This window comes from Pedobacter cryoconitis, assembly GCF_014200595.1.
GTDB classification, from domain to species: Bacteria; Bacteroidota; Bacteroidia; order Sphingobacteriales; family Sphingobacteriaceae; genus Pedobacter; species Pedobacter cryoconitis_C.
Genome location: NZ_JACHCG010000001.1, coordinates 1,850,208 through 1,870,829, shown reverse-complemented (window position 1 = coordinate 1,870,829; position 20,622 = coordinate 1,850,208). Strand labels below are relative to the sequence as shown.

The following is a 20,622-nucleotide window of genomic DNA, read 5'->3' as shown; positions in this document are numbered from 1 at the left end:
CTTTAAACTTTTGATGCTATTTATTATACAATTTAGAACATGTGTTTTGGGAATTTCTCTAATAATAAAAAAACCGCCAATTCTGGCGGTTAGATTAGGAGTTAACTATAATTTTTAACCATTCAGGTTTTGATTTATCTTCTCGTGGGAAAAATTTCAAATCATCTATAAATTTAAGTGTAATTTTATCTGACAATAAGCTTGTTTTACGAATTCAACCTAGTCATAACTTCTTCAAAAAGTTCATTCTTACGCATTGATGAATTTTCTTTAGCTAATTTATTTAGTTCAATATTCATCAATGGATGACTGAATTTTTCAGTATTTCTTAGGCCTGTCTTTTCTCTAATACTTAACCATGCTAAAATTTCAAAAGTATAAACAAACCACTTTGTGCTGGAGAACTGCAAAAACATAGAATCTTTCTTTCCTGCGCTGTCGCTTAAATCACCATGGGAAGCTTCGTTTAAATGAAAATCACAGAGACTTGAAACGATATTGTCCAATAAAGCTAAATCTTCGGTATTCCAGTTATCTAAAGCTTTCTGATATACACCCATATCCTCAGGATAATTATAAACAGATAAGTCGATAGATTTTTGAAACCCATTGTTTGCTATTTCCAGTATAAACCATGATGCTATTTTAATATTCCATCCACCATCTAGAAATTTTGTATCCAATCCTTTATTGAAAATTTCAATCAATATTTCACTTTCCTTATACCATTTTTGGGATAAACAATTAGCAATCCAATAGGTAGCTTTATCAAAAGCCAATTTTGGCGGATTGTTAGGATATATGTCAGCTAATTTATCCGAAATTACCAAGTTATGATAACCGTTAGCGCAAGCATCAACTTTATAAGTAGTATGATTAGCTGTCAATAATTCATAAACAAAATTATTACTATACCAATTATCTAAATATTCGAATTGTAAACGGATCGACTTCTTTAATTTTTCTGACTTTAACTCTTCATTTATTTCGTCAATTCTTTTTTGATAATCTTCTTCTTTGCGTGTTGGTTTATCCAACCACTCTTTTAATTCGGCAATTGTTTCTTTAATCTTTTGTTCTGTAGAATCCATTAGGATTTATTTTTTTTCGATTTATAATAACATTGATTTATGGCTAAAATCAATGTTATTATGACTCCGTCAACATAAAAAATTAAAGACTTTTAATTGTTAAAACTTTTTTAACTTTTGCTGCTGTATCCAAGGCTTTTAAAAAAGTTTCAAATAAATCCTCTCCGTCACTAGTGTAAAAATAATTAGATAAACTAGTTATACGGTCAGCGATATCATCACCCCATGGTGGACGTTTTTCAAGATTTTCTATATCCCATATTACACAATTAGGGGCGTATTCTTTGAACATTTCCCTTATTAGATTAATCTCCTTTACAGCCTCCGGAATATCTTCGACTGATAATTCTTTAGTATATAATTTTTTCATTATAAAAGGAAATTTTTCACCCCACTTATTATCTTCAAGGTTATAAGCGATTGAAGAAAAAAAACTGTGCAAAAAGTCTCCTGTACCTATCTTATAAAATATTGGACCAACTTTTAAACCTACCATAGAAAATTTATTTATTAAGTAAATGTATAAATTATTGAACAAAAATCACTTCCAAATCAGGGCAATTTTGCACTATATCTGCCTCGAGTTGAATTAATGCTTCAGGTGATATATTCTGCCCTCTAACATCAATTACTGCTGTTTGCGATGTACCTTCAGGTAAATGTTCTATCCTCTCGTTGTATTGCCTTGTTAATTCTCTGTTTAAATTACCTCTTCCGGAAGAAGTTTCAACGTCATAATTTTTAACCTCTACGCTATGTCCTTCAGCATATAGATCTGGTCTTGTACTACCCTCAGTCCCATAGGGAACCTCTTTTCTATCAATAAAACTCTTTTGAGTATCATAGTTAGGATAGGCCTGCTCCGCATCTAATTCACTCTGCCTCCAACTTGGTCTATTTGGATTATTTGGGTTATTTGGATCAGGTGCTGCTCTTTGCTCTGCAATTCTATTGGGATCAGCCACAAATTGTTTCGTTTGTGTATCACGTAACCTTCCTTTATTATCTCTATAGGTACCTGGTGGATCAGCTACAGCATCTTCAAACGTCCCAGACTCTCCTTCTTGTCCAGTGCGTCTTTCATTGTTAATATTAGGATCTCGTATGCCCTCACCATCCTGCACAGGCTCCTCACCTTTAGGTTTTTTACCATTTACTTCTTCAGCTGCTTTATGAACAGGAGAAAGCAGCAGTGCTAAACCTGTAACATCCTGCCATGTACCCTGCCATTCAAAGGCACCAGTTTCCGGATTATGAAAAGTAGTCAGGTTTTTCACAGAATGATACATTCCCGTTTCCATACCAACGACACCTTTTCCAGCTGCTCCCCAACCTGATTCTCCGGTACTGCCATAGTGCTGTAATCCAGCCTGAGCTGAAGTTAATCCCCGTAATCCTACGGCAGCTCCGATTGTAGTCGTAACTGCCGAAGTACTGGCTCCCACACCTGCATAACCAAAAGAAGCCCCAATATTCCTGAGCACATTCATCGGAGCACTTTTAGCAAATTGTAAGGCTGCCTGGCCAAGTCCTCTCATTCCACCAGCGCCAAATGCTCCTGCCCCACCACTAATTGCCGCTCCACCCATGCCGATAGCTGCTCCAGCCATCATCCCTTCCATTAATCCGCCAATATAGTTAGCCGCACCCAAAGACACAGCCTGACTCCAACTTTTAATTTCCGGTGCAAAAGAGATTGTTCCACCAACCATACAGGTCATGGTACAATCTCCGGTTATCTGACGCACTCCTTGTATAGAAGTCATTCTTGCTTTAGGTACCTCTATCCAGGTTCTTCCTTTAGCCGCTGTCTGACCACATAATAAAGCACCGATTACCGCTCCCCATGCAGCGCCTGCCAAACCAGCAAGTGCGCCGAGCGCAATAAGCGCAGCACCACCAGTAGCCACAGTCATAGCCGCTATTACAACAACAGCGGCAGCTATAATTGCATAGATCAGCATAGCCTTCTTACACCCAAAGTCTATCCAGCTACTGGTTGAAGTATCTTTAACTGTAATATATTTTTCACCCGAGCTTTTCTTTGTCGATTTTTGGGTAGACTGAAGCTGGGCCGGCACGTTACCTTCAGAGCATATCCAAAAGTCTTTTTCCGTGATTCTTTTATGCCCCATTATTTATACTTTTTGAATAGTCTGTTTACGTTTTATAAATCCTATACCTAACCTTTCACCATGTCTTACTATTTTAAGACCGAGGCTTAAAACATCGGTTGTTTCTCCAATATGCACAGGCTTTTTACCTGAAAACTTGAGTATCACATTCGTAACCTTTTCTGCATTAGCGAATTTTTCTGTAGAAACACCAAACTGTAATGTGCAAATACCAAGGCGCAGCGTAGTTTGACTTAATATCTTTATCGATGTACCTAATTTGTTCTGCATAATCCAATCAACTTATTGTCTTCAAAAAAAGACAATTACCTATTAAAAAAACTTAAACTTAGAGCCTGTCTCTTTCTTTTCTTCTTCCACTAAAACGGCAGATTCCTCACTCTTTTCTACTGGCTTAATAACTATTCCAGAATCACTTTTAAGAATATATTTCAATTTATTATACAATTTCTTCTCCTCTGCTATTTCAACTTTACTTACTTCCGCTTCCTGTACTCTCCCTGTATGATAATCGATAATCCTGGTTTCTTCCTGAAACAGTACAGTCTTTAAACTTTTAATATCAATTTTAGTGGAGAATTGATTATAAGCATCTTCATAAAACTTTGAATTCAAAGTCATAGCCGGGACAGCTTTAGTATTTATTGTAAAAGAATTTACACCAGGAACTGGCGGTAAAGAGACTGAGCTATTAATTGCAAGCGTCCAGTCCATATTAACAGTATTAAAAATATTAGTTCCTTTAAAACTGGTTTTCAAAGGCAAATCCACTCCATATACCTGCCCAAAGTACACACGTAAAAACTCATTTGCCTGTGCGGCCTCTCTCACCCTTTCAGGACTGTTAAAGATTGCATCATTCAGAGAAATTGCATGCCTCAAGTCGTCATTCCCTGCAATATGTTTCTCCATTTCTGCTTTGGTCTGCCCCCATTTGGATAGCACCAGATCATTATTTAATACTTTTAATATGGAACCCTTATCATCTAATAATAAATGGAGTTCATTATACATCCGCCCAAATACCTGGCTGATCTGAGCAACTTCTCTGATCATTGGATTGTTAGCTTCCAATAACACGTTATCTAATTGGATTAGCCGGACTTCAATTTGGCCATTTTCTACTTTTAATACATTAAAATCGTATCTCAATAGCACTGTAGAAGTAACAAATACATCTACGCCGTTAACCTCAGATTCTATTCTGATAGTATATTGTTCCTGAAATGGTTGTTTAATGAGAACTTTAGAATCTTTCATCCTATATTAATTAATAAAAACATCACCCATATCAATTTTTGTATCACCTCCTGTGATGTGATTTTTACCAGACATCGTATTATTGGTACCGGTAATTGTATTATTAGTCGAAGTTATTGTCATATCCTTTGTATTGATATTGGTCAAATCTCCGTTGATATCAATTTTCGCAGATTTCCCGTCTTTTTTCGCAATTTCAATTTCAGAGGCATGTATGGTGATTTTATCATTTTCAAGCGTAATCGCCGCCGTACCATTAGTTAAAACTACGGTCTGACTTGATGTAACTGTTACCTTATTCTGGCCATCCACAACAATATGATTACCGCCGGTTTTATCTTTTATCGTTATTCCACCACCATCATTTAACTGAACAGTATGGCCACTTTTTGAGGTCAGGCTTTTACTATTATTACTGGCACTGCCCCCAGTTCCACTTTTGCCGTGAAACACACTGCCCATCACAATTGGCCTGGCGATATTCCCTTCTTCAAAAGCAACCACAACCTGATCTCCCTTTTCCGGAATAAACACAAACCCCCTGTTTTTACTTACTTTATCACTGCTTCCTGCATCGGGAGTCATTACGCGTAACCATTCTGTAGGATCATTTGTCTGGCATTGCCATTTAAACTTCACCTTTATACGCCCATTCCCCTGAGGATCATTATTATCGACCACATCAGCCAGTTGCATATCAGCAAATGGTTTCTGAATCTTTTTTACCTGGAGTTTCTCACTATCTGCTGCCACTCCATCAAAAGTGTGATGATAATGACCGATGCCATCAATCTCATGGTGTATGGCAGTTACAATAAATTTACCGAAATCTTCTACCTGAAAATCTAAGCCATTGTGCATACTCGTACTGATATTAACAATTTTCCCTATTCCTACTTTCGCATTATCTCCTTTGCCAGAAATGCTGACTAATCCTGACACTAAAGCTTTATGTTCATCATTCACAAAAGCGTCAATCTCGCTCTGAGAATTAACTCTGACACTTAAAGGCTGATTGAAACATTTACTAAAGACATTATTTGAAGCAGATATTGCATGTGAAACATCTGAAAAGCTGGAACTTGCAGTCTGCGGCTGAGCACTCAGCAATTCATCCTGCTTAGAATGATAGGCAAACTTCTTATAATTCAGAGGAGCTATCTGCATTCCGTACTGCAAACTCTGAAGATCCCGCCCGTAAATCAGGGCAATTTCTTCCTGTTCATCAGGCTTCCCGAAATGCAGGATGCGGCCATCATAAAAAAACCATTCATGATATTCTGAGGAAAGCCTGTTGATGAAATCAAAATCACTCTCTTTATATTGTATCAGATAATCAATTGCAGCACTGTAGCCAGGATTAATTTGAAAGTCAAGATCATTCTGTGGAGTATCATTAGTGGCTTGCGTAATTATACTTTTAAGATCTTTATTCAGATAAGAGCCAAGATCAGGCCCCCTGTTCAGTAAAATATCAGGACTATAACCTGTAATCACAATATCACCCCGGAGCCCATGAGTCTGGGCAATTTCAACTTTAGTAATTATTCCTGTGAAAATATTTCCGGTATCGCCTAATCGTGCAAACTGAATAGTTAAATTCTTACCTATAAAATCTTTAGATTTTGTGAGTGTAATACCACCAGTATTTTCAATCTGGTCATGATTGATACGAAGTTCAAAAGTATGATGTTCATTAAAACGCTGATCCAGCGTAAAACGGCTGAAATGCGTTATAGTCACCTGCTCTATGCTGATGTCTACAATTAGCTTGTTTACCATGATGAATAAGTAAGAAGATGATTCAATAGAAAAACTGTAGGAAACCGTCCCGGCTTCCTACAGATACAGAGGTAGATTGTGCTAACTAAGCTTTTGGCCAGTCGTTGGTATGCTCAGCATTACCAATCTTAAGTTTACGCGCAGATACTACAAAGCTCAAAGTCATTGGAGTATTGTCGTTCACTGCAATCCCTTCATTGTACTGGATGATGTAACCATCTTCGAAATGCAATTCTTTCATTTTTGCATCTTCTTCACCCTTTTTGAATACAATTGTTCCTGCTTGTGGCTTATACTGGTTATTCACCATAGACTCAATTACTGAAGTATCTTCAGTAGATTCAATTTCTAAATGAATAGTTCCACCATAAACTCCTGATGACGGACGTCCCTTTGCGTCCACATCTCTGTTTAATGAATAGCTGCATTGCAGCACATCGAATTCTTTCGACCCTAGAGTCAACCTGGTTTTAAATGCCATGATAATTTTTTTTAAATGTTAAACTTCCTGAATTTGAATTACGCTTTTGGCCAATCATTAACATGTTCGGCATTCCCTGCTTTTAGTTTACGTGCAGAGATCTGGAATTTCAAGGTCATCGGATTATCTCCGGTGATGTTGATTCCTTCGGTATATTTCACAATATACCCGTCTTCAAAATGAACTTCCTTCATCTTGGCATCTTCTTCTGATTTTTTAATCAGCAGCGTGCCAGCTAAAGGTTTGTACTGGTTGTTTACCATTGCTTCGATGACAGAGGTGTCTTCGGTAGATTCGAGTTCGATATCGATCGTTCCACCATACACTCCGGAAGAGGGTCTTCCTTTTGCATCTACATCACGGTTTAGAGAATAGGCACAGTGAAGCACATCGTACTCCTTGCCCGAAAAGTTTAATCTTGCTTTGAAAGCCATAACTTTTTGTTTTAGGGTTGTAAAATATTAACTACCACAATTACGTCAAAAATTCTGCCATTAACAACTAGTAATCAATAGCATACAAGTGTAAACATAGAAAAATCTCGGTTTTTAACACCGTCAGGGCTTAAACTTAAAAGCAAAAAACATTGTAATTATTAAACCTCTTGCTACAAATACTTAACATGTCACCGCAAACGTCTGTTTTATAGTACGTTCCATTTTACATACAAAAGTAGTTATTCAGACATAGCATTTTCTTTTAGCGTATAACCAAATTTTTACAAAGAAAATATCAGCAATGAAAACGTGTATTTAATACACTCAGAACCCCTTTATACCTTTAAATATCAATAAGTTGTTATAACCTTATAGTTTCAATCTTCCATATCATTATACTATATTAGATTAGCTAATTCGACAACGCTAACCTCAACCTACTAACCAAATATGAAAACAAAGCACCTCTTAACCCTCGCAGGTTTATTATTCATCAGCCTGCCCTCAACCCTCCAGGCACAAAATCAGAAATGGCAGAATCTATTTAATGGAAAAGATCTCAAAGGCTGGAAACAACTTAACGGACAAGCCAGATACGAAGTAATTAATAACGAGATTATAGGGACGACAGTTTCCAATACACCAAATTCCTTTCTCGCCACTACAAAAAGCTACGGTGACTTTATTCTCGAACTGGAATTGAAAGTAGATAATTCCATGAATTCCGGCGTGCAAATACGAAGTGAAAGCAATGCTGATTATCAAAATGGAAGAGTACATGGTTATCAGGTAGAAGTTGATCCCTCCGACCGTAAGTTTTCCGGAGGTATTTATGATGAAGCAAGAAGAGGCTGGTTATATCCGCTGGATATTAACCCGAAAGGAGAACAAGCCTTTAAAAATGACCAGTGGAACAAATACCGCATAGAATGTATTGGAAATTCTATCCGTACCTGGATCAACGGTGTTCCGACTGCCAACGTAGTGGACGCGCTGACCCCTGCTGGATTTATCGCCCTGCAAGTACATGCAATTGGCAAAGATGATCAGCCCGGCAAACAAATCCACTGGCGCAATATCCGTATACAGACTGAACAGCTGAAACCTTCAAAAGCGGATAATATTTATGTCGTCAATCTCGTACCCAATACAGTGAGTCCCCAGGAAAAAGCAGCAGGCTATAGCTTACTGTGGGACGGAAAAACGACCAAAGGCTGGCGCGGCGCTTATAAAACAACCTTCCCTGAAAGTGGCTGGATCATTAAAGACGGAGAACTGAGTGTTCAGAAATCTAATGGTGCAGAATCTACAAACGGTGGTGATATCGTAACCGAAAAACAATATGGTGCTTTTGAAATGAAATTCGATTTTAAGCTAACTGAAGGTGCAAATAGCGGTGTTAAATATTTTGTGACGCTTACCGAAGGAAATAAAGGCTCTGCAATTGGCCCTGAATATCAGATATTGGATGATGAAAGACATCCGGATGCGAAATTGGGAAAAAATGGCAACAGGACATTGGGTTCTTTGTATGATCTGATTACCAGTAAAAAAATTCCTAACGCACAGCGAAAAATCGGTGAATGGAACAGCGGATTAATCAGAGTCTATCCAGATAATAAAATAGAATATTGGCTAAATGGCTATAAGATCCTGGAATACGTAAGAGGATCGGCAGAATTCCTCGCTTTGGTAGCAGATAGTAAATATAAAGACTGGAAAAACTTCGGGATGGCTCCAAAAGGACATATCCTGTTACAGGATCACGGTGATCAGGTATTTTTTAGAAGTATCAAATTAAAACAACTTTAAATCCCGCCAGCTATGTTATCATCAAGAAGAAAATTTATCAAACAAACTGCAATTGCTGCCGCTGGAACCTACATGGGCACTATGGGCTTATCGGCTAAAAGTTATGGAAATATTATCGGCGCGAATGAGCGTGTCAGAGTCGGTGTAGTCGGTTTTTCAGACCGGTTTGCCACTTCACTCTTCCCCAGCTTTCTCAACCATTACAAGGAACTGAACTTTGATATTGTTGCCGTGTCCGATCTCTGGAACTATCGCAGAGGATTAGGGGAAAACTTTTTAAAAACCAAATTAGGACATGATATTACAGCCTGTCGCAACAACGATGAATTATATCAGCTAAAAGATCTGGACGCTGTTATTGTGAGCACGGCCGATTTTCAGCATGCTGTACATGCGATAGAAGCCATCAATGCCAAATGTGATGTCTATTGTGAAAAGCCTTTTGCAGAAACGATGTCTGATGCCCGTGCAGCTTTAAAAGCCGTAAAAGCATCCAATCAAATTCTTCAGATTGGTTCACAAAGGCGAAGCGGTGACAATTATATAGCGGCCGGACAATTTATTAAATCCGGCAAGTTCGGCGATATTACGATGGTAGAACTCAGCTGGAATGTAAATCAACCCGGACGCTGGCGCAGACCAGAATTAGTAGCCAGATTAAAACAAGAGGATACGGATTGGAAACGTTTTTTAATCAACAGGCCCTTTGAAGAATGGGATCCGCGTATATACCTGGAATATCGTTTATTCTGGCCATATTCATCGGGCATGCCCGGACAATGGATGTCGCATCAAATTGACACAGTGCATTGGTTTACAGGATTAAAACATCCGCGTAGTGTAGTTGCCAACGGTGGAATCTATCAATGGAAAGATGGGCGACGGAACTGGGACACCACTACAGCAGTATTTGATTATGGTCAGCAGAATAATCCGGAGAACGGTTTTCAGGTAGTCTTTACCTCCCGCATGCATAATGGTGATGAAAACCCAGCGGAAATTTATTACTCCAATGGTGGTGAACTGAACCTGAATACGAATATGGTTTCTGCTAAAGGCGGGCTTAAAGCCGATGCAGCAAGCGCAATGCATATGCAGCCGAACCTGTTGCCTGACCTGAAGCTAACTAACCAAACAGAAAAAGTAGCTGCGTCTGCAAATACCGGAGGTGATAAATTAACTTCTGCGCATATGCGGAACTGGATGGAATGTATCAGGTCACGTCAAGAGACGCATGCTCCCGTAGAAGTGGGTTATTATCATTCTATAGCCAATATTATGACCAATGCAGCCGTCAGAACAGGAAAAAAGGCTGTGTTTGATGAAGCAACACAGGAAGTTATGGTGGATGGTAAAGTTTTTAAATATTAGAATTATTTCATTACCCCTTTAAAATCAGTATTTACATTGGTATACAAGCCCGCAGACCGCCAGACAAAGTAATATGTTAATAATCCGGATACAGAACCAATCAATGCACCAACCATAACATCAGGTAAAAAATGGTGTGCAAGATAAATTCTGGAATAACTTGCAAATAAAGCCAGCAATAAACACAAAACACTCACTCGTTTATCTTTAAAATACAATGCAATCACAATACACATAGCAAAAGCAGAAGCAGAATGGCCAGAAGGAAAAGATGCAGAATGCAATTTCTGTATCCCATTAATGAAATAGGAATATTTAAACCCTATCTGCTCAAAATAAAGGGACGGCCTGGGTTCATTAAGCAATTTCTTTAAAATCTGAACAATAATTCCAGAGCTTAAAAATGCCAGTAATAAAGCTAAAGCCAGCTTCTTCTTCTTTAGAAAGAACAACACAATGCTGGTGAGGAGACACATGATGCCATCCCCCATAAACGTATAATAGGAAAAAAACAGATCCAGAAACGGACAATGGTAGAAATTAAGAAAAGTAAAACTGTTCAGTTTAGAAGTTAAAATACATGAAGTCAACCCAATGATCAATAAGGAAACCAGAACAATGAAAAATAAAGGGCAATGTCTTACAGCTTTCCATATCATGTAGTGTAGACGCTTTCATCACAGTATACCCCTACTGGCTTTGAATCTATTTTGTTACCATTCATTACTTATTCAATTAGAATGATATTAAAATTCATTATGTTTGTCTAGATTTAACAAAATAAATCTAGACAAACATAATGAATTACTCCATTTCTGATCTTGAACAACTATCGGGCGTACAAGTCCACACGATCAGAATCTGGGAACGCAGGTATAATGCACTGGAACCCATGCGTTCAGCAGGAAATACACGCATGTACAATGATGATCATCTGAGAAGATTGCTGAATATTGTAAGTATTAGTCAGACTGGTCTGAAAATATCACAAGTCTGTGCCCTCTCCGAAAAAGAGATGAATGATTTTCTTAAAAAGGAAATAGACCAGACGGTTTCAAACGATGCACATTTTGAATACTACACCTCCCAGCTTTTAAAATACGGTTTAGTTTATGATGAGTCCGGATTTGATGAGCTCATCAATAAATGTATTCACGATAATGGAATGATCACCACTTATAAACAGGTAATTTATCCCCTGTTAGTAAGACTAGGGCTCATGTGGAGGAAAGATGATATCTGTCCTGCGCAAGAACATTTTTTATCCAATCTGGTCAGGCAAAAGCTCTATGCTGCCATTAATGACCTGCCTGCGGTGAACGAAGTAAAATCATCATGGCTGTTATTTTTACCGGAAGCCGAAGGTCACGATATCGGACTCTTGTTTGCCAATTACATCCTTAAACAAGCCGGGCAAAAAGTAATTTATCTCGGGGGCAGAGTTCCATTGGACTCTGTAAAAGACGCGATGCAAAACAAGCAAGTCAAACATATGTTATTGTTTATGGTGCGCAGCCAGCCATTAGAAACAGCAAATGATTATCTCAGCGAATTAAGTACCGCTTATCCTGAAAACAGAATTCATCTCGCAGGTAACGGAAAATTGATCAGTGAATTGAAACTGGGCAAAAATGTAAATTGGTTTCAATCTATTAATGAATTTGAACACACTATCAAAAACGTCTTAAATGCCAACTAAAGCAGCACAATCTTTACCCAAAATAGCAGTTATAGGCGCCGGATTTGCTGGCATCAGTGCAGCAGCTTACCTGGCCAAAAATGGTTATGAAGTTGATGTATATGAAAAAAACAGTACTGTTGGTGGCCGGGCGAGGCAAATGGAAACTGAAAACGGTTATGTGTTTGATATGGGGCCGAGCTGGTACTGGATGCCGGATGTCTTTGAGAAATTCTTTAACGATTTTGGTTATCAGGCTAAAGATTTTTACGAACTGGAGCTTTTAGATCCCGGTTTTTCTGTTGTATATGGTCAAAACGACGTCCTCGATATCCCGGCAGATTTCAACGCACTCTGTGATACTTTTGAAGCGATTGAGCCAGGAAGTGCTTTAAAACTTCAGCAATTTCTGGAAGAAGCAGCCTATAAATATAAAACCGGAATTGAAAAACTAGTTTATAAACCGGGTCTGTCTTTATTGGAGTTCGCGGATATGGATCTCATTAAAGGTGTATTTAAATTACAAGTATTCACTTCTTTTAGTAGCCACGTTAAAAAGTATTTTAAGCATCCGAAACTCATTGCATTGATGGAATTTCCAGTTTTATTTCTGGGTGCAACGCCCGAAGATACGCCTGCGTTATACAGTTTAATGAATTATGCAGGTTTAAAACTGGGCACATGGTATCCTAAAGGTGGATTTGGAAAAGTGATTGAGGCCATGAAAACAGTAGCTGAAAAGAACGGTGTAAAATTCCATTTAGGAGAATCCGTTTCTGCCTTAAAAATCGAAGGAAAACAAATTCAAAGCCTGAGCTCTTCCAAACAGACAAAAGTCTATGACGGTTATATTGCTGCTGCCGATTATCATCACGTAGAAGAAAAGCTGCTTGGCGAAAATTATAGAAATTACCCGGAGAAATATTGGGACAAACGTGTTCTGGCTCCCTCCTGCCTGATCTTCTATCTGGGCGTAACCAGGAAAACAGAACGTCTGGGTCACCACACCTTATTCTTTGATGAAGACCTGAAACAACATGCTATTGAAATTTACAAAGAACCACAATGGCCTTCTAAACCCTTGTTTTATGTCTGCTGTCCATCCAGAACTGACCCTGCCGTAGCACCCGATGGACATGAGAATCTGTTTGTGTTAATGCCACTGGCAACAAATATGGAAGACACAGCAATACTAAGGGAACAATATTTTGAGCTGATCATGAACCGTCTGGAAAGTTATACCGGCGTTGAAATCCGTAAACACCTGGATTATAAGAGCAGTTATTGTGTAGCAGATTTTAAACTGGATTATAACTCTTATAAGGGCAATGCTTATGGTTTAGCAAACACATTAATGCAGACTGCCAATCTCAAACCTTCATTAAAAAACAAAAAGGTCGAAAACATGTTTTATGCAGGCCAGCTTACTGTACCCGGGCCAGGCGTTCCTCCATCTATTATCTCTGGCCACGTGGCTGCCAGTCAACTGATAAAATACTTTAATAAAAACTTATGAAAGAGATATTTGACCGGTTGTCTGTAGAATGCAGCAAGATCACAACCAAACGTTACAGTACAAGCTTTTCATTAGGCATTTATTTTTTAGGGAAGAAATTACGCAATCCAATTTATTCAATCTACGGATTCGTACGCCTTGCCGACGAAATTGTAGATAGTTTTCATGATTTTGACAAACCGTTTCTGCTTGCAAAATTCAGACAGGACTGTTATGAGGCTATTGAACATAAAATCAGCCTGAATCCGATATTAAACTCTTTTCAGCAGGTAGTGAACGAATATGCTATTGACCAAGAACTGATTGAGCTGTTCTTAAAGAGCATGGAGATGGATCTTGATCAAAAGCAATATACTCCTGAGTTGTATGACCAATACATTTTAGGCTCAGCAGAAGTAGTTGGCTTAATGTGCCTTAACGTTTTTACAGAAGGCGATAAAGTACAATATGAACGGCTAAAAGATTCAGCTATGAAGTTAGGATCAGCATTCCAGAAAGTCAATTTCCTCAGAGATATCAATGCAGATTACTTTAACCTGAGCCGTACTTACTTTCCAAATATTGACCTTTCCGTATTCTCGAATCACGAAAAGCAAATTATAGAAAAGGAAATAGAACAGGAATTTAAGCAAGCGCTTGCCGGGATTAAACAATTACCCGCTTCTTCCAAAAACGGTGTTTATCTCGCTTACATTTATTATAAGGAGCTGTTTAATAAGATTAAAAGTGCAACCGCAGAAAAAGTAATGTCTAAAAGAATCCGGATTTCTAACAGTCATAAATTTGGCCTGATGTGTGATTCTATCATTCGTTATAAAATGAATGCGATATGAAAATTTTAGCCCTTTTTGTTCTGTTTATATTTGGAACTCCACCTTATCCGGAAATCACAGAGTTGCGTGCTTTATATTATCAGTCGGCAACTGATAAAGCAGCAGCGAGCAAACTTCAGGAACTGCTTTCCAAAGTAGATGATAAATCCAGCGAGCTTTTAATCTGCTACAAAGGGGTCGCCGAAATGATGCAGGCTAAATATACCATGAGCCCGATTTCAAAATACAGAAAATTTAAAAAAGGTAAGGAATTCATTGAAAACGCAGTTACCCTTGATCCCGGAAATCTGGAGATCAGGTTTTTAAGATTTACAATTCAAACGAATCTCCCCTCTTTTCTTGGTTACAATGACCAGATTACGGCAGATAAAAACATATTAATAAAGAATCTGGATCAGCTACGTGACCAGCCACTCAAACAGTTGGTAATTAACTATTTGTTTGCCTCTAAACACCTGACTGAAAAAGAACGTAACCACCTTAAAAAATGAAAGATCAGGTAATACTTGTAGATCAGCTCGATCAGATGACAGGCTTGATGGAGAAAATGGAAGCGCATCAGCGTGGAAAGCTTCATCGCGCATTTTCGGTATTTATTTTTAACCAGAAAGGCGAATTCCTGTTACAGCAAAGGGCATTAAATAAATATCATTCAGGTGGACAGTGGAGCAATACATGCTGTAGTCACCCTTATCCTGGTGAGGAAACGAAGGCTGGAGCCAAAAGAAGGCTGCAAGAAGAAATGGGCATGGATTGCAAGCTGGAATTTGGGTTTAGTTTTATCTATTACGCTGATTTAAAAGATGGTCTTTCAGAAAACGAGTTTGATCATGTTTATTTTGGTATCAGTGATACCACGCCTGTACCCAATCCTGATGAGGTCGCTGCTTTCAAATATGTAACTTTGGAAGCATTGGAAACTCAGTTAAAAACAAATCCGGAGCACTATACCATCTGGTTAAAGATTTGCTTCGAACGTGTCAAAAGTGATTATAATCAACTGTTTAATTTATGAATAACTGGATAATTAACACCCTAATTGTAGCAGCAACTTTTATTGGTATGGAAGGAGTTGCATGGTTTACACACAAATATATTATGCATGGATTGTTCTGGAGTTTACACCGTGACCACCATCATAAAGATCATGAAGGCTTTTTGGAAAGAAATGATTTTTTCTTTTTGATTTTTGCTATTCCAGGGATTATTTGCCTGGGAATGGGATCTTTTTACGGAAATACAGTTGCACTGTATATAGGCATAGGAATTACATTGTATGGTGCAGCGTATTTTTTCATCCATGATATCTTCATCCATCAGCGGTTTAAAATATTCAGGAATTCAGATCACTGGTACTTTAAAGCTATCAGAAGGGCGCATAAAATGCACCATAAACATATTAATAAAGAACATGGAGAGTGTTTTGGAATGTTATGGGTCCCGTTTAAATATTTCTTTGAGAACAATAAAAAAACTGAAGCATGAAGTACACGTACCTCCTGATTGATTTTTTCACGATTAGTGTTCCTTTCATTTATTCTTTTCATCCAAAACTAAACTTTTACAAAACCTGGAAGGCTTTTTTCCCTGCGGTTCTGTTAACCGGAATCATCTTCTTACTCTGGGATGTGTATTTTACCAGTCTTGGCGTCTGGGGGTTTAATCCTGATTATCTGGTTGGTTTAACAGCAGGCAATATGCCTATAGAAGAAATTCTATTCTTCTTCTGTATCCCCTACGCCTGTGTATTTACTTTTCATTGTCTGGATCTGTTCATTAAAAAACCGATTCCGCTCAGCGTTGAAAAAATTCTGACGCCTGCACTTATTTTGATTTGTATACTGATGTCGGTTTTATATCGCGGTCATATTTATCCGGCAGCCACTTTTCTGTTATTAGCTGCCGTGCTCTTCTATAGCAGATATGTCTTAAAAATTGGCTGGCTGCCAAAATTCTATATCATTTATACGGTACTGCTTTTTCCTTTTTTAATCGTTAATGGTTTATTGACTGGAACTGGCCTGGATGCGCCTATAGTTTGGTATGATAACAACCAGATTATTGGTTTCAGAATATTAACCATCCCTGTAGAAGATGTGTTTTACGGAATGGCACTCATATTGGTCAACTTATTATGCTATAAGCACCTGCTTAGCCGTCGCTCTGTTTCAAAAATAGCTTAAAGACTGCTGCAACAATTCAGCTATTTGGGAGTCTTATATTCAAACTCCTAAACATGATCTCCTTCAAGAAATCTTTAATCAGCTTAATAGCCATCAGCACGCTGATCGTATCGACCAAAAAAGTTAATGCACAAAACAGTAAATCTGCACAATTAGATTCCCTTGTTCATCAGGCAAATCGCCTCGGCCTTTTTAACGGTAATATCCTAATTGCAGAAAACAATAAAGTGATTTATAAAGATGCTATTGGTTTCGCAGATGCAGCTGGCAAAATTAAGTTAACCGAACAGTACCGTTTTCATATTGGCTCTATCGCCAAAGAATTTAATGCTGTTGGCATTATGATCTTAAAAGAACAGGGAAAATTAAGCCTGGAAGATCCGGTTTCGAAATACCTGCCTGAACTACCAGCCTGGGCCTCAAAAATCCATATCATCAATTTATTGCAATATACAAGTGGCATTCCGGATGTAAAGTGGAAACAAGTCAAAAACAATGCTGATAACATGGAAGACCTGAAAAAAACAACAAAACTTGATTTTGAACCCGGCAGTCAGTATGCATATAACAACAACAATGTGTTTCTGCAACGCAGGATCATTGAAAAGATTACAGGTTTATCATTTGCAGCCTTTACAGAAAAGTACTTATTAAAACCTTGCGGAATGAAAACCGCTATTGTAGATCCTGTAGCTTCCGATAAATTAATTGCCAAAGCCTATAACAATACACATGCAGAAGATGAACTCACCTACCCGATTAATGGCTGGGTTGCAGTTACGCTGGACGACTTCTACAAATGGAGCAACTCACTTACCAACTTTAAGCTGATCAGTCCTGCTTCTACCAAACAAATTCTGGAAGCTGCCGGCCCCGGCCAGCAAGCTGGTTTAGGTGGCGGCATGATGGACAGTAACCAGGTGATCGCCCACAAACACGATGGTACTGCAAGGAATTATCAGGCTTTACTCGTGAGTACTGTACCTAAAGGCAGAACCGTAATTCTGATGACAAACAACCAGCAGAATAATTTACATACTTTCAATACCTCTATTCAGGCCATTCTGGACGGTAAGCCTTATATCCGGATTAAAAAATCAGTATTAAGCCACTTTGGTACCCAGATAGAACAGATGAATGGCCAACAGGTAATTGCATTCTATGAAAAGATGAAGAAAACGCATAATGATGAATACAGTTTTGATGAAGAGGGCACCTTAAATGAGATCGGTTATAACTTTTTACGTCAAAACAAATTCACAGATGCCATCCTGGTCTTTGAACATAATACACAGCTTTTCCCTGAATCAGGTAATGTATTCGATAGTTTAGGAGAAGCTTATTATAAACAGGGAGATAAAGAAAAAGCTTTATTGAATTATAAAAAATCAATCGTATTAAATCCTGATAACGCAGACGGGAAAAAAATTATATCAGAATTAAGTCACTGATTTTATCCTGAATTAAGTTGCAAAATCCTTTTAAATCATAAATTATTGCATTTCATTGTAACTTATTCTCCTTCGCGCTATCTTATTTACAAATAATAACAACCATGAAACCACTTTTACTAACCACATTCCTATTTTTATTTTACGCCTTCCCTAATACCTTGCATGCCCAGCAAACTGTTAAGATTAACGGCACAGTAATGGACGGCAAACAAACATTGCCTGCTGCAACAGTTTTACTTTATACAGCTAAAGATTCATCCCTGGTGACCACTGCCATGACTGATCAGGATGGAAAATTTAATTTTACAGCTGCTCCAGGCAAGTATTACATTGTATCTTCTTCCATAAGTTATAACAAAGTTAAGACTGCCCCTTTTCAATTAAGCGGCCCTGCTGCTTTACTAATTCCTGCCATTACACTAAAAGAGAATTCAAAAAATCTGAACGAAGTCAGCATTACAGCAGCTAAACCGGTTTTGGAACGCAAAGCTGATAAATTGGTCTTTAATGTAGATGCTACACCATCAGCGGCTGGCTTAACAGCACTTGAAGTCTTGAAAAAAGCTCCGGGAGTGAATGTAGATTACAATGAGAACATTTCTCTCTCCGGAAAAAGCAATGTATTGGTTACTATTGATGGTAAACAAACTTACCTGAGTTCAACTGAAGTGGTAAACCTGCTGAAATCAATGCAGAGCAACCAGATAGAGAGCATTGAAATCATTAACAATCCTGGTTCCAGATATGATGCCAACAGCACCGGAGGAATTATTAATATCAAAACCAAAAAAAGCCAGACAGAAGGCTTTAACGGAAGTTTAGCGCTAGGTGCCGGATTCAACAAATATCTGCTTCCTAATGGCTCTTTAAACCTTAATTATCGTAAAAAGGACTTTAATGTATTTGGTTCTTACGGTTATAATAGAAACAAGTCTCTTCAAACGCTTAAAATTGACCGGATAACTCCGGGTACGAATCCATTGGCTTTTAGTCAGCGAAACAAAGATACTTCTGTTTACTCTTCGCAAAACTTTAAAATCGGAACTGACTTCTTTTTATCACCAAAACATACGATTGGATTTTTGATAAAAGGAAATATCAGTAATTACAATCAGCAGAGTTTAAGCAATGTAAATATAGGCCCATCATTTGCAGCAACAGATTCAATTTTAAGAACACCAAGTTATAATTCTTCTAACCGCAAGAATTTCTCTTATAACATTAACTATAAAGGAATATTAGATACAGCAGGACAGGAAATAACTGTAGATGCGGATTACTCTACTTTTGACGGGACTAACGATGCGAACTACACTAACCGTTTTTACCTGCCAAACGGCACTTTCTTTAAAGATGGTCAGATTTATAGAAATTTTGCACCTTCCAATATTGACATCAAAGCTATTAAAGCAGATTATACCCTGCCTATCAATAAAATGTTCAAACTGGAAGCCGGTGCTAAAATCGCCAGTGTAAAGAGTGACAACAACTATGTTTATGAGAATGACATTAAAGGAAGCTGGGTCTTTGACGATACAAAAAGCAATAGGTTCTTATATGACGAGCGGGTTAGTGCGGCTTATGCGACTTTATATGTTACGCTTGGAAAAACTTCCTTATCAGGAGGATTACGTGCCGAAAACACCAATTCTACAGGAAACTCAGTTACTACAAATCAATTAACCAATAGAAAATACACAGATCTGTTCCCCTCTTTATCTCTAAGTCAGAATATCAATGCGGATAACACTTTGAATTTCTCTTATTCCAGAAAAATAAACAGACCAAATTATCAGAACTTAAACCCTTTTGTATTTTTCCTGGACCAGTATACTTATAATCAGGGTAATCCTAATTTAAAACCAGAGTACTCTAATAATCTGGAAGCCAGCTACCTGTTCAAACAAAAATATAGCCTTGCTTTGAATTACAGTCGTACTACAGATGTAATTACACAAGTATTATTGCAAAACGAGGTTAGAAAATCAATGTATCAGACGATCTTGAACCTTGCCTCAGAAAGTGTAGTTTCTTTAACGTTGAACTTCCCGGTAACAGTTACCAAATGGTGGAGTATGAATAATAACGTATTGGGGTATTTCAAACAAATTAAAGCACCTGATTTAAACGGAGCTGACCTGAATTCTAAACAATTCAGTGGTAATTTCTATGCTCAGAATAATTTCACACTAAGTAAGCTTATTAGCGCTGATGCTGGATTAATGTTTAGTACACCACAAATTGAAGGTGCTTTTAAAGTTAAAAGCATGTACAATGCTGATGCAGGATTACGTTATAGCTTCCCAAATAAGACAGGTAACCTGAAATTAGGGGTAAGTGATATTTTTCATTCACAAAAAGCCAGAATATTCAGCACATTACCAGGAAATGTATATAATCTGGAACAATATGGAAATACGACCAGCGTAAGATTAACGTTTACTTATCGCTTTGGAAAGATGACTGTGAAATCTGCAAGAAACAGGTCAACCAGTCTTGATGATGAACAAAAAAGGCTTGGTGGAAAATAATAAGCGCCTTTATGGCTATAAAAAAATGGTTTACCCTTTGGGGGTAAACCATTTTTTT

At 37.9% G+C, this 20,622-nt stretch carries 20 protein-coding genes; 11 read left to right on the top strand and 9 right to left on the bottom strand.

Annotated features, from left to right (window positions below; genetic code table 11):
* Nucleotides 1-206: 206 nt before the first annotated feature.
* The 8 genes from HDE70_RS07720 to tssD (HDE70_RS07685) form a co-directional block, all read right to left on the bottom strand.
* Nucleotides 207-1,091: a hypothetical protein gene (locus HDE70_RS07720; protein ID WP_183889175.1), complete on the bottom strand. Its 885-nt coding sequence runs from the start codon at nt 1,089-1,091 to the stop codon at nt 207-209.
* An 82-nt stretch (nt 1,092-1,173) separates the two neighbouring features.
* A complete protein-coding gene (locus HDE70_RS07715) occupies nt 1,174-1,587 on the bottom strand; it encodes an immunity 70 family protein (protein WP_183889173.1) in 414 nt (137 codons plus the stop codon).
* A 31-nt stretch (nt 1,588-1,618) separates the two neighbouring features.
* Nucleotides 1,619-3,226 carry a hypothetical protein gene (locus HDE70_RS07710; protein ID WP_183889171.1) on the bottom strand — a complete coding sequence of 536 codons (1,608 nt, stop codon included), beginning with the start codon at nt 3,224-3,226 and terminating at the stop codon, nt 1,619-1,621.
* Between the two features lie 3 nt (nt 3,227-3,229).
* The gene (locus tag HDE70_RS07705; protein WP_183889169.1) at nt 3,230-3,496 is read right to left on the bottom strand and encodes a hypothetical protein; all 267 of its coding nucleotides are present in this window, start codon (nt 3,494-3,496) and stop codon (nt 3,230-3,232) included.
* Nucleotides 3,497-3,538: 42 nt separating this feature from the next.
* A complete protein-coding gene (locus HDE70_RS07700) occupies nt 3,539-4,486 on the bottom strand; it encodes a hypothetical protein (protein ID WP_183889167.1) in 948 nt (315 codons plus the stop codon).
* Nucleotides 4,487-4,492: 6 nt separating this feature from the next.
* Complete coding sequence (locus tag HDE70_RS07695; protein WP_183889165.1) at nt 4,493-6,268, bottom strand: type VI secretion system Vgr family protein; 1,776 nt, start codon at nt 6,266-6,268, stop codon at nt 4,493-4,495.
* 85 nt (nt 6,269-6,353) lie between these two features.
* Nucleotides 6,354-6,749, bottom strand: coding sequence for a type VI secretion system tube protein TssD (gene tssD, locus HDE70_RS07690; RefSeq protein WP_041878824.1), 396 nt, complete (start codon nt 6,747-6,749; stop codon nt 6,354-6,356).
* Nucleotides 6,750-6,787: 38 nt separating this feature from the next.
* Complete coding sequence (tssD, locus tag HDE70_RS07685; protein WP_068398956.1) at nt 6,788-7,183, bottom strand: type VI secretion system tube protein TssD; 396 nt, start codon at nt 7,181-7,183, stop codon at nt 6,788-6,790.
* Nucleotides 7,184-7,636: 453 nt separating this feature from the next.
* Between tssD (HDE70_RS07685) and HDE70_RS07680 the strand changes: the two genes are divergently transcribed.
* Nucleotides 7,637-8,998 (top strand): DUF1080 domain-containing protein, encoded by a 1,362-nt coding sequence (locus tag HDE70_RS07680; RefSeq protein WP_183889162.1) that lies wholly within the window; start codon nt 7,637-7,639, stop codon nt 8,996-8,998.
* A 12-nt stretch (nt 8,999-9,010) separates the two neighbouring features.
* The gene (locus HDE70_RS07675) at nt 9,011-10,369 is read left to right on the top strand and encodes a Gfo/Idh/MocA family protein (protein ID WP_183869947.1); all 1,359 of its coding nucleotides are present in this window, start codon (nt 9,011-9,013) and stop codon (nt 10,367-10,369) included.
* Between the two features lie 2 nt (nt 10,370-10,371).
* Here the strand turns inward: HDE70_RS07675 and HDE70_RS07670 are convergent, their stop codons facing one another.
* On the bottom strand, nt 10,372-11,028 hold the full coding sequence (locus HDE70_RS07670; protein ID WP_183889160.1) for a phosphatase PAP2 family protein: 657 nt from the start codon (nt 11,026-11,028) through the stop codon (nt 10,372-10,374).
* Nucleotides 11,029-11,168: 140 nt separating this feature from the next.
* On the opposite strand from HDE70_RS07670, the gene HDE70_RS07665 reads away from it, so the two are divergent.
* The 9 genes from HDE70_RS07665 (at nt 11,169) to HDE70_RS07625 (ending at nt 20,564) form a co-directional block, all read left to right on the top strand.
* Nucleotides 11,169-12,068 (top strand): MerR family transcriptional regulator, encoded by a 900-nt coding sequence (locus HDE70_RS07665; RefSeq protein ID WP_183889158.1) that lies wholly within the window; start codon nt 11,169-11,171, stop codon nt 12,066-12,068.
* Nucleotides 12,058-13,563 (top strand): phytoene desaturase family protein, encoded by a 1,506-nt coding sequence (locus tag HDE70_RS07660; RefSeq protein ID WP_183889156.1) that lies wholly within the window; start codon nt 12,058-12,060, stop codon nt 13,561-13,563. Before HDE70_RS07665 ends, HDE70_RS07660 begins: the two co-directional genes overlap by 11 nt.
* A complete protein-coding gene (locus HDE70_RS07655; protein ID WP_183889154.1) occupies nt 13,560-14,396 on the top strand; it encodes a phytoene/squalene synthase family protein in 837 nt (278 codons plus the stop codon). Before HDE70_RS07660 ends, HDE70_RS07655 begins: the two co-directional genes overlap by 4 nt.
* A complete protein-coding gene (locus tag HDE70_RS07650) occupies nt 14,393-14,887 on the top strand; it encodes a hypothetical protein (RefSeq protein WP_183889152.1) in 495 nt (164 codons plus the stop codon). The genes HDE70_RS07655 and HDE70_RS07650 overlap by 4 nt, the downstream gene beginning before the upstream one ends.
* Nucleotides 14,884-15,411 (top strand): isopentenyl-diphosphate Delta-isomerase, encoded by a 528-nt coding sequence (gene idi / locus HDE70_RS07645; protein ID WP_183889150.1) that lies wholly within the window; start codon nt 14,884-14,886, stop codon nt 15,409-15,411. Before HDE70_RS07650 ends, idi begins: the two co-directional genes overlap by 4 nt.
* On the top strand, nt 15,408-15,881 hold the full coding sequence (locus tag HDE70_RS07640; protein WP_183889148.1) for a sterol desaturase family protein: 474 nt from the start codon (nt 15,408-15,410) through the stop codon (nt 15,879-15,881). The genes idi and HDE70_RS07640 overlap by 4 nt, the downstream gene beginning before the upstream one ends.
* Nucleotides 15,878-16,579 (top strand): lycopene cyclase domain-containing protein, encoded by a 702-nt coding sequence (locus tag HDE70_RS07635; RefSeq protein ID WP_183869939.1) that lies wholly within the window; start codon nt 15,878-15,880, stop codon nt 16,577-16,579. The genes HDE70_RS07640 and HDE70_RS07635 overlap by 4 nt, the downstream gene beginning before the upstream one ends.
* Before the next feature lie 53 nt (nt 16,580-16,632).
* Nucleotides 16,633-18,030, top strand: coding sequence for a serine hydrolase (locus HDE70_RS07630; RefSeq protein ID WP_183889146.1), 1,398 nt, complete (start codon nt 16,633-16,635; stop codon nt 18,028-18,030).
* A 104-nt stretch (nt 18,031-18,134) separates the two neighbouring features.
* On the top strand, nt 18,135-20,564 hold the full coding sequence (locus HDE70_RS07625) for a TonB-dependent receptor domain-containing protein (RefSeq protein ID WP_183889143.1): 2,430 nt from the start codon (nt 18,135-18,137) through the stop codon (nt 20,562-20,564).
* Nucleotides 20,565-20,622: the final 58 nt, after the last annotated feature.